Origin of the sequence: Nonomuraea corallina (assembly GCF_027620315.1) — a bacterium.
GTDB classification, from domain to species: domain Bacteria; phylum Actinomycetota; class Actinomycetes; order Streptosporangiales; family Streptosporangiaceae; genus Nonomuraea; species Nonomuraea corallina.
Genome location: NZ_JAPNNL010000092.1, coordinates 19,224 through 27,268, shown reverse-complemented (window position 1 = coordinate 27,268; position 8,045 = coordinate 19,224). Strand labels below are relative to the sequence as shown.

The window sequence follows — 8,045 nt, the reverse complement described above, 5'->3', positions numbered from 1 at the left end:
GCGGGGCGGTGGGCCGGCAGCCGCAGGGGGGGGGGGCCCCCCCCGCCCCCCGGGCCGTTTCCACCGGGCCCGGGTCGCGTCAGGCCAGGTAGGTCTCCAGGAGGCTGTTCTCGTCGAGGTCGGCGCTGCGGCCGGAGGTGACGACCTCGCCGACGACCATCACGTAGGCCCGGTCGGCCACCTCCAGCGCCAGACCGGCGTTCTGCTCCGCCACCAGGACGGCGGTGCCGCTGGCGACCACCCGCTTCAGCGCCTCCAGCACGTCGCCGACGATGCGCGGCGCCAGCCCCATCGACGGCTCGTCGATCATGAGGAGGCGCGGCTTGGCCATGAGCCCGCGCGCGATCGCCAGCATCTGCTGCTCGCCGCCGGAGAGCACGCCGCCGAGGTCGTCGAGCTTGCGCCCGAGAACCGGGAACAGGTCGATCATCTCGGCCATGCGGCTCTCGATCTCGCCGCCGGGCAGCCGGTAGCCGCCCATGAGCAGGTTGTCCCGCACGCTGAGCGTGGACAGGATGGCCCGTCCCTCCGGCACGTGGCTGACGCCGAGCCGGGCGATCCGGTGCGCGGCCGTGCGTCCCATCACCCGCCCGTCGATCTCGACGGTCCCGGCGGCGGGCCGCACCAGACCGGAGATGGTGCGCAGCAGAGTGGTCTTGCCGGCGCCGTTCGGCCCGACGATCGCGACGGCCTCGCCGGGGCCGACCGTGAGGCTCACCCCGTGCAGCGCCTCCACCGCGCCGTAGCGGGTGACGAGGGAATCAACGGCCAGCATCGGGTGCCTCCACTGCGTGACGGTCATGGGTGCCGAGATAGGCCGTCTTGACCCGCTGGTCCTGCCACACCTCGGTGGGCCCGGCCTCGGTGAGGACGCTGCCCCAGTCGAGCACGACGACCCGGTGGCAGACCTCGGTGACGAGCCGGACGTTGTGGTCGACGAGCAGCACGGTCACGCCCTCCGCGTTGATCGAGCCGATGAGCTCGCCGATCTCGTCGGACTCGCTGCGGTTCATCCCGGCCGTGGGTTCGTCGAGGAGCAGCAGCCGGGGTTCGGTGGCCATCGCCCGCGCGATCTCGACCCGCCGCCGCATGCCGTAGGAGAGCTCGGCCACGTCGGCGTCGACCACCCCGGCCAGGCCGACGCGGTCGATGATCCGCCGGGCCGCCTCGTGCTGCTCGGCCTCCTCCCGCCTGCGCGTGCGGCCCATCTGCCAGCGGCGGCCCTTGAACGACATGTGACGGCCGATGAGGACGTTCTCCAGGACCGTGCTCTCCTCGAAGAGCTGCAGGTTCTGGTACGTGCGGGCGACCCCCGCGGCGGCGAGGCGGTGCGGGCGCAGGTCGGCCACGTCCGTCCCGGCGAGCCGGATGGTCCCTGCGGTCGGCCGCAGATAGCCGCTGATGAGGTTGACGACGGTCGTCTTGCCCGCGCCGTTGGGCCCGATGAGGCCGCAGACCGTGCCCTCCGCCACGGTGAAGGAGACCTCGTCGACGGCCTTCATGCCGCCGAAGTGCTTGCTTACCCCGGACAGTTCCAGCAGTGCGGTCATCGGCTCGCCACCTTCTCCGCGGGCTCGTCGATCGTGGGGGACGGGTTCGCGCGGCCCCGCCATCGCCGTCGCAGCCCCCGGTACAGGGATCGGTCGGACAGGCCGTTCGGCGCGACCAGCAGGACCAGCACGAGCAGGACGCCGTAGACGATGTCCTCCCAGTAGGAGCCGGCGACGTGCAGCATGTCGCGCAGGATCGTCAGGCCCCAGGTGAGCAGGACCGGCCCGGCCCAGTGCCCGTTGCCGCCGACCAGCACGTACGTGAACACGATCACCAGCGTGGCGAAGCCGTACTGGTCGGGGCTGATCACCATGGTGCGGTGCGCCTCCAGCGCGCCCGCGCAGCCGGCGATGGCGGCCGCGGCCGTGAAGGCCACGAACCGCACCCGGAACACGTTGATCCCGAGGCCCTCGGCGGTGCGTTCGTCCAGCCGCACCGCCTTGGCGGCCCGCCCGAAGTAGGACCGGTGGCCGAGCTCCAGCACGACGAAGGCCACGACCAGCGCGATGACGAGATACTCGGTACGGACCTCGACCGGGATGCCGGCGATGCCGTTCGGCCCGTTGGTGAAGTCGCTGATCCGGATCAGCACCACGATGGCCTGCGCGAGTGCCAGGCTGCCGAGGGCCATGTAGATGCCGCGCAGCCGCAGCACCGGCGGCGCGAACAGCGCGCCGATCGCCCCGGCGAACAGGGTCGCCGCCAGCAACCCGACGGCGAAGGGCAGCTCGGTCCTGGTGGAGATGAGCGCGGCCGTGTAGCCGCCGACCGCGGCGAACCCCATCGGGGCGAGCGACATGATGCCGACCCGGAACGTGACGTGCACGCTCACCACGAGCAGGGTGAGGATGAGAGCGGTGTCCAGCCGGAAGAGCTGGAGCGGTTCGAGCCAGTCAAACACGAGCGGCCTCCTTCTTGCCGAAGAACCCGGACGGCCGCGCGACCAGCACCGCCAGGATGGTCGCGAACGCGATGATCTCCCGGAACACGCTGGAGACGTACGAGGTCGCGTACACCTCGATGACGCCGAGCACGAGGCCGCCGACGATCGCGCCCTTCACCGAGCCCATGCCGCCGAGGATGATGACCGCGAAGGCGACCAGCAGCAGACCGTCGCCGGAGGAGTAGGAGACCTGGGCCGCCGATGCCGCCACGAAGATGCCCGCCACGGCGGCGAGACCTCCGGCGACGAAGAAACAGATGGAGAAGACGAGCTGGCTGTTGACGCCGAGCAGTTCGGCGGTCTCCCGGTTGTGGGCGACCGCCCGGACGGCCCGTCCCGATTTGGTGCGGTTCAGCCAGAAGGCGAGGCCGGCCATGGCCACGATCGCGATCGCGAGCATGACGACCTGGAGCCGCGGCACGTTCTGCCCCGCCACCTCGAAGGCCCCCACCGGGAAGCCCTGCCGGGGGAACGCCTCGGTCTGCGCGTCGGTGTAGGTGCGCAGGATCGTGGTGAGCACGAGCGAGACCCCGATCGTCGCGACGACGAAGGAGAACTCGGGCGCCTTGCGGGCCCTGAGCGGGGCGAGGACGGCCAGATCGAGGAGCACGGAGAGCAAGCCCGCCGCCACCATGCCCACCAGGATGGCGAGCGGCACCGGCAAGCCCAGGTGCAGGGCCGCCAGGGCGGCGAAGCTGCCCCAGGTGAGGATCTGCGCGTGCGCGAAATTGAGGATGCCGAGGACACCCCACACCAAGGTGACACCTACGCCCAACAGGGCGTATGTGCTGCCCAAGGCCAAGCCGTTAATGGTCTGCTGCACACCATCCTCCGCTCCCTCTCACAGCCTTGGGGGTCAGGCTGACTGTGGTGTGACGAGATCGGTGCCCAGCGTGTCGCCCGCTCGTTATCACCGCCGTTACGTGTCCCGCCGCCCCGATCAGGGGACGGATCAGGCCGTTATCCCCGCCCGGAGGCGAGTTCGGGGAACTCCATGAGGTTGAGCATTGTCCCGTCCGGGTCGCGGATCGTCAGCACGTGGCGGTGCCGGCCCGGCATCGGGGTGAGCGTGACCGGCCCGGCCGTCACGGGCACGCCGTGCTCGCGCAGCCGGGCCTGCGTGGCGGCCAGGTCCCGGACGCGCAGGCCCAGCCGGGCCAGGCCGGGCTGCCTGGCCGTGCGGTGGACGGGTTCGCCGCGTTCGTCGAGGAAGCACAGCAGGTCGAGGTAGGTGGCGGCGTCGTCGTCGCTCCAGGTGAGCAGCGCGGCCTTGCAGCGCACCGAGCCCGTGACCTCCAGGATCGCCTGGAAGTCCGCCCCGGCGTCGAACTCGAAGACCTGCCCGAGCAGGCGGGCGCCGAGCACGCGGGTGTAGAAGTCGAACGACCGGTCGAAGTCCGTGCAGACCACGTTGGCGTGGACGAGGTGGGTGATGCCCAGAGTCATCGTGGGAGTCCTTTCTCCGTGCGGGAACGGCGGCGGCGGGGGCCGGGCCCCGGGCGGCGGGGGGGGGGGGGGGGCACGCCCGGGGAGCGGCGGGCGATGGCGTTCGCCCTCGCCGACACGATGGCCGCCCTGCACGCCGTCGACTACGCGGCGGTCGGCCTCGGTGACTACGGCCGCCCCGAGGGTTTCATGGCGCGCCAGGTCCGCCGCTGGTCCGGCCAGTGGGACAAGAGCCGCACCCACGAGGTCCCCGAGATGGAGGAGCTCGCCCGGCGGCTGGCCGCCGGCGTGCCGGAGCAGCAGCGCGCCACGATCGTCCACGGCGACTTCCGGGCCGACAACGTCATCTACGACGCGGGCGACCCAGGGCGGATCAACGCCGTACTCGACTGGGAGCTGTCGACTCTCGGCGACCCGCTGAGCGACGTCGCCCTGCTGATGCTCTACTGGCGCGAGGCCGGCGACGACGGCATCAGCCTGATCCCCGGCGTCTCGCACCTGCCGGGCTTCCCCACCCGCGCCGAGATGCTCGACCGGTACGCCATCACGGCGGGCGTCGACCTCGCCGACATGACGTGGTACCTGGCGTTCGCCCGCTTCAAGTTCGCCGTCATCGCCCAGGGCGTCTCCGTACGCTCCAGAGCCGGCGCGATGGGCGGACAGGATTTCGGCGACCTGGACGACCTCGTCCTGCGGCTGGGCGCCGAAGGACTCGACCATCTGAAGGAGCATTGAGATGGATTTCGCCCTCTCCCCCAAGGCCCAGCGGACCTGCGAGGAGATGTGGGACTTCATGCGGTCCCACGTGTTCCCCGCCGAGCCGGTGTGGGCGGCGTACCTCGCCGAGCACGGGCCGCACGAGCACCCGCCGGTGATGGAGGACCTCAAGGCCGAGGCGCGTCGGCGCGGGCTGTGGAACCTCTTCCTGCCCAAGCTGTCGGGGCTGTCCAACGTGGAGTACGCCGCCGTCGCCGAGATCTCCGGCTGGTCGCCGGTGATCGCCCCCGAGGCGATCAACTGCCAGGCGCCCGACACCGGCAACATGGAGACCCTCGAGCTGTTCGCCACTCCCGAGCAGCGTGAACGGTGGCTGGAGCCGCTCCTGGAGGGGCGGATCCGCTCGGCGTTCGCGATGACCGAGCCTGAGGTCGCCAGCTCGGACGCCACCAACATCGAGACGCGGATCGTCCGCGACGGCGACGAGTACGTCATCAACGGCCGCAAGTGGTTCATCACCGGCGTGGCCGACGCCCGCTGCGAGATCTTCATCGTGATGGGCAAGACCGATCCCGATGCCGACACCCACCGCCAGCAGTCGATGGTGCTGGTCCCCCGCGACACCCCTGGTCTCAGCATCGAGCGGCACCTGCCGCTCTTCGGCTACCAGGACCAGCACGGCCACTCCGAGATCGTCTTCCGCGACGTCCGCGTCCCCGCGGCCAACCTGCTCGCCGGAGAAGGCGACGGCTTCCTGATCTCCCAGGCCCGGCTGGGGCCGGGCCGCATCCACCACGCCATGCGCGCCATCGGCATGGCCGAGCGCGCCCTGGCCCTGATGGCCGACCGCGCCAAGAGCCGGGTCGCCTTCGGCAAGCGCCTCGCCGACCAGGCCAACGTGCAGGACGCGATCGCGCAGTCCCGCATCGACATCGACCAGGCCAGGCTGCTCGTCTACGACGCCGCCTGGAAGATCGACCAGCACGGCGCCAAGGGCGCCCGTAAGGAGATCGCCGCCATCAAGGTCGCCGCGCCGGCCATGGCCTGCGCCGTCATCGACCGCGCGATCGAGCTGTTCGGCGCCGCCGGCATCTCCGACGACACCCCGCTGGCCTACTTCTACGCCTGGGCCAGGGCCCTGCGCATCGTCGACGGCCCCGACGCCGTCCACCGCCGCACCATCGCCCGCATGGAGCTCAGGCACACCCCGCCGTACGTCGGCTGAGCGTCAGCCGGGGCCGTCCCTCTCCCTCTGACCTGAGGGAGAGGGACGGCGGGCCCGGCGGTCAGGGCTTGAAGCGCGTCGCGGACGTCCTCCAGCAGCGCTCGCGGTCCAGGGCTGAACCCCGCATAGTCGTCGCGCGGCTCAGGTGCCGGCCCCGTGCCCCTGAAGGTCACGGCCCGAGTCATGGTCGTGGCGAGGACGGAGTGGCCGTGCCGGAGGTCAGAGCCGCCCGTACGATGCGGATCGCCTCGTCCGCGTCGATGCCGACGCCGGCGATCACGGCCGCGTAGTCGGCGGCGGCCCGGCGGGCCCGCTCCAGGCCCGCCTCGCCCGCGGCCGACACGTACGAGCCCGCCCGCCCCCGCGTCTCGATCAGCCCGGCCTCCTCCAGCTCCCGGTAGGCCCGGCCGACCGTGTTGACGGCCAGGCCCAGGTCGGCCGCGAGTTTGCGGATGGTCGGCAACCGGGCGCCCACGGCGAGCGTGCGGTCCTGGATCTGCCGGGCGAGCTGGGCCCGCAGTTGCTCGAACGGCGGCACCGGTGACGCCGCGTCGATGACGATCATCGCAGGGCCACGACCCGCCGGGCCACTGTCGCGCTCGGCGGCGTCCTGGCGTGCAGCACGATGCCCGCGGCCAGAGCGGAGAGCAGGTACGCGACCGAGGCGGCGCTCCACCAGCCGGGCGCGATGCCGAAGAGCATCAGGACGGGCAGCGACCACTGCACGCTCGGCACGGTGAGGTCGCGGGCGTCCTCGACCCGCATGATGACGTCGGCGGTCAGCGACTCGGCGTCCTCCGCCACGACCGGATGCCTGATCAGGTGGCGCAGTCGCAGGGCGATGACGGCCGTCACGCCGAGCAGGCCGATGAGCAGGACGACGGCCGACTGCCGCACCGCCGGGTCGGGAACGGCGAGGGCGCTCCCGGCCAGCGCCATACCGCCGGCGAACGTGGCCGCCGCGAAGACGGCGAACGGCCGGCCGAGCACGGCCCGCCAGCCGGGCTGGATGAGGTGGGCGGCCCTGCGGGACAGCGTCGCGCCCGCCCGCCGGTCGACACGCCGCACCCACCGGTCGAGCAGCGACTGGGCGAGCAGCAGACCGGCCACCAGCGCGGCCAGGGCCACGAGAGGGCGGGGCGTCGTCACCCCGCCGAAGGCGGAGGTCGCGGCGAGCGTGCTCGCCAGGATCAGCACGGTCAGGAGGACGTGGGCGGCGAGGCGGGCGCGTCTGCGGACCGCCAGCCGGCCGGCCAGCAGCGGGGTCGGGCGGGCGCCGGGCAGGTCGTGCTGGGCGAGCCACTCGCTCGCCAGCCGCAGCTCGGCCGTACGCGCCGGCGGACCGGAGTCCGGCGACGGGTCACGGGACATGGCGCCTCCTTTGTCGCAAGCTTTGTCTCACCATAGTGAGTCATAACTTGCGACAAAGTCAACACAGCGTCGCAAGAGGGGGCTGGGTGAGACGTGGCGGCGGGCATGGTGTGGCTGCTCCCGCGGTCAGGTGACGCGGCGGATGAGGAGAACGTGGTCGGTGACTTCGGCGGTGCGCCCGTCCGGTCCGGTGGCGATCCTGCGGGGCGCGTCGGCCCGCTCGACCGTCCAGGTCGCCGCGTCCAGGTCGAGGTCCGCGGCGACCTCCTCGGGACTCGGGTGCCGGACGTCGGGGTCCTGGTTCCACGACCACGGCGCGGTCGAGCCGTGGTCGACGACCAGCAGCCGCCCGTCGCGGCGCAGCCCGTGCGCGGCCGAGCGCAGGACGGCCGTCCTGTCCAGGTCGAAGGGGGTGTGCAGGTAGTGGGCGCTGATCAGGTCGAACGCGCCGTACGGGAAGGGGCCGCGCAGGTCGTGCCGTACGGCGGTGACGCGGTCGCCCAGGCCGCGCGCGCGGGCGAGGGCCGTGAGCCGCTCGACCGCCACGGCGGAGAGGTCGGCGGCGGTGACGCGCCAGCCCCGGCCGGCGAGCCACAGGGCGTCACCGCCGTCGCCGCATCCGAGATCCAGCGCGTCGCCGGGCGGCAGGCCCGCGACCGTTTCGGTGAGCCGGGCGTTCGGCCGCGGGGCGGCTGCCGGCGGCCGGGCCGCGTACACGCCGTCCCAGAAGGTGACCGCGTCGGTGGCGTTCATCTCGACTCCTTTCGTCGGTCCGCCCAGTCTCACCAGGAA

Annotated in this window: 10 protein-coding genes; 2 read left to right on the top strand and 8 right to left on the bottom strand. The window is 72.3% G+C overall.

Features of this window, described 5'->3' with window-relative positions:
* Positions 1–79: 79 nt before the first annotated feature.
* The 5 genes from OUY22_RS21955 to OUY22_RS21935 form a co-directional block, all read right to left on the bottom strand.
* Complete coding sequence (locus OUY22_RS21955; protein WP_270156962.1) at positions 80–775, bottom strand: ABC transporter ATP-binding protein; 696 nt, start codon at positions 773–775, stop codon at positions 80–82.
* Positions 762–1,550, bottom strand: a complete 789-nt coding sequence (locus tag OUY22_RS21950; protein WP_270156961.1) for an ABC transporter ATP-binding protein — start codon at positions 1,548–1,550, stop codon at positions 762–764. The genes OUY22_RS21955 and OUY22_RS21950 overlap by 14 nt, the downstream gene beginning before the upstream one ends.
* Positions 1,547–2,452, bottom strand: a complete 906-nt coding sequence (locus tag OUY22_RS21945) for a branched-chain amino acid ABC transporter permease (protein WP_270156960.1) — start codon at positions 2,450–2,452, stop codon at positions 1,547–1,549. Before OUY22_RS21945 ends, OUY22_RS21950 begins: the two co-directional genes overlap by 4 nt.
* A complete protein-coding gene (locus OUY22_RS21940; protein WP_270156959.1) occupies positions 2,445–3,317 on the bottom strand; it encodes a branched-chain amino acid ABC transporter permease in 873 nt (290 codons plus the stop codon). Before OUY22_RS21940 ends, OUY22_RS21945 begins: the two co-directional genes overlap by 8 nt.
* Positions 3,318–3,454: 137 nt before the next feature.
* A complete protein-coding gene (locus OUY22_RS21935) occupies positions 3,455–3,940 on the bottom strand; it encodes a VOC family protein (protein ID WP_270156958.1) in 486 nt (161 codons plus the stop codon).
* Between OUY22_RS21935 and OUY22_RS21930 the strand changes: the two genes are divergently transcribed.
* Positions 3,911–4,675 (top strand): phosphotransferase family protein, encoded by a 765-nt coding sequence (locus OUY22_RS21930; RefSeq protein ID WP_333486762.1) that lies wholly within the window; start codon positions 3,911–3,913, stop codon positions 4,673–4,675. The genes OUY22_RS21935 and OUY22_RS21930 overlap by 30 nt on opposite strands.
* 1 nt (position 4,676) lies before the next feature.
* Entirely contained in the window at positions 4,677–5,882 is a 1,206-nt protein-coding gene (locus OUY22_RS21925; protein WP_270156955.1) for an acyl-CoA dehydrogenase family protein, read from the top strand.
* 181 nt (positions 5,883–6,063) lie between these two features.
* On the opposite strand, the gene OUY22_RS21920 is transcribed toward OUY22_RS21925, so the two are convergent.
* The 3 genes from OUY22_RS21920 to OUY22_RS21910 all read right to left on the bottom strand — a co-directional run bounded on the left by OUY22_RS21920 (position 6,064) and on the right by OUY22_RS21910 (position 8,006).
* Positions 6,064–6,447, bottom strand: coding sequence for a GntR family transcriptional regulator (locus OUY22_RS21920; protein WP_270156954.1), 384 nt, complete (start codon positions 6,445–6,447; stop codon positions 6,064–6,066).
* Positions 6,444–7,253: a hypothetical protein gene (locus OUY22_RS21915; RefSeq protein WP_270156953.1), complete on the bottom strand. Its 810-nt coding sequence runs from the start codon at positions 7,251–7,253 to the stop codon at positions 6,444–6,446. The genes OUY22_RS21920 and OUY22_RS21915 overlap by 4 nt, the downstream gene beginning before the upstream one ends.
* A gap of 126 nt (positions 7,254–7,379) precedes the next feature.
* On the bottom strand, positions 7,380–8,006 hold the full coding sequence (locus OUY22_RS21910; protein ID WP_270156952.1) for an SAM-dependent methyltransferase: 627 nt from the start codon (positions 8,004–8,006) through the stop codon (positions 7,380–7,382).
* Positions 8,007–8,045 lie beyond the last annotated feature (39 nt).

Excerpts from the sequence above, each read along its gene's own strand:
- OUY22_RS21955 (WP_270156962.1), bottom strand. The coding sequence starts at position 775 with ATGCTGGCCGTTGATTCCCTCGTCACCCGCTACGGCGCGGTGGAGGCG.
- OUY22_RS21950 (WP_270156961.1), bottom strand. The coding sequence starts at position 1,550 with ATGACCGCACTGCTGGAACTGTCCGGGGTAAGCAAGCACTTCGGCGGC.
- OUY22_RS21935 (WP_270156958.1), bottom strand. The coding sequence starts at position 3,940 with ATGACTCTGGGCATCACCCACCTCGTCCACGCCAACGTGGTCTGCACG.
- OUY22_RS21925 (WP_270156955.1), top strand. The coding sequence starts at position 4,677 with ATGGATTTCGCCCTCTCCCCCAAGGCCCAGCGGACCTGCGAGGAGATG.
- OUY22_RS21920 (WP_270156954.1), bottom strand. The coding sequence starts at position 6,447 with ATGATCGTCATCGACGCGGCGTCACCGGTGCCGCCGTTCGAGCAACTG.
- OUY22_RS21915 (WP_270156953.1), bottom strand. The coding sequence starts at position 7,253 with ATGTCCCGTGACCCGTCGCCGGACTCCGGTCCGCCGGCGCGTACGGCC.
- OUY22_RS21910 (WP_270156952.1), bottom strand. The coding sequence starts at position 8,006 with ATGAACGCCACCGACGCGGTCACCTTCTGGGACGGCGTGTACGCGGCC.